The following is a 392-nucleotide window of genomic DNA, read 5'->3' as shown; positions in this document are numbered from 1 at the left end:
ACTTTACACTACTTACTACATGCACAACAATAATACCACGATCCTGCAACCAAGAGGTCCACGTTTTTGGGTTTCCGGCAGATGTAAAAACAATCTTTACACCTTCTTCTACAATAATATCCATAATCTCCTGAATATTTGGATATAACATGGGCACATTAACTCCAAAAGGCTTATTAGTTGCCTTTTTACATTTTTGAATATGCTCGCGTAAAACTTCAGGGTACATGGAGCCGGCTCCTAACAACCCTAAAATTCCAGAGTTACTGGCTGCCGAGGCTAAACGCCAGCCACTATTCCAAATCATTCCAGCTTGAATAATTGGGTATTTTATTTTGAAAAGTTCTGTAATTCTATTAGACATTATTGCTTAATAAATTTTAAAGTTTTTG

The 392-nt window shown here is 36.2% G+C and carries 1 protein-coding gene; it reads right to left on the bottom strand.

What is annotated here, in order from left to right; all coding sequences use genetic code 11:
- Positions 1–364 (bottom strand): NAD(P)H-dependent flavin oxidoreductase (locus LG649_RS15935; RefSeq protein ID WP_226544809.1); only part of this gene is annotated, 364 nt, incomplete at its 3' end.
- Between the last annotated feature and the right edge of the window lie 28 nt (positions 365–392).

It is taken from the genome of Neotamlana laminarinivorans (assembly GCF_020523925.1).
GTDB classification, from domain to species: Bacteria; Bacteroidota; Bacteroidia; order Flavobacteriales; family Flavobacteriaceae; genus Neotamlana; species Neotamlana laminarinivorans.
Note: the sequence above shows the minus strand (reverse complement) of the source record. Positions and strands in the feature narration are given on the sequence as shown.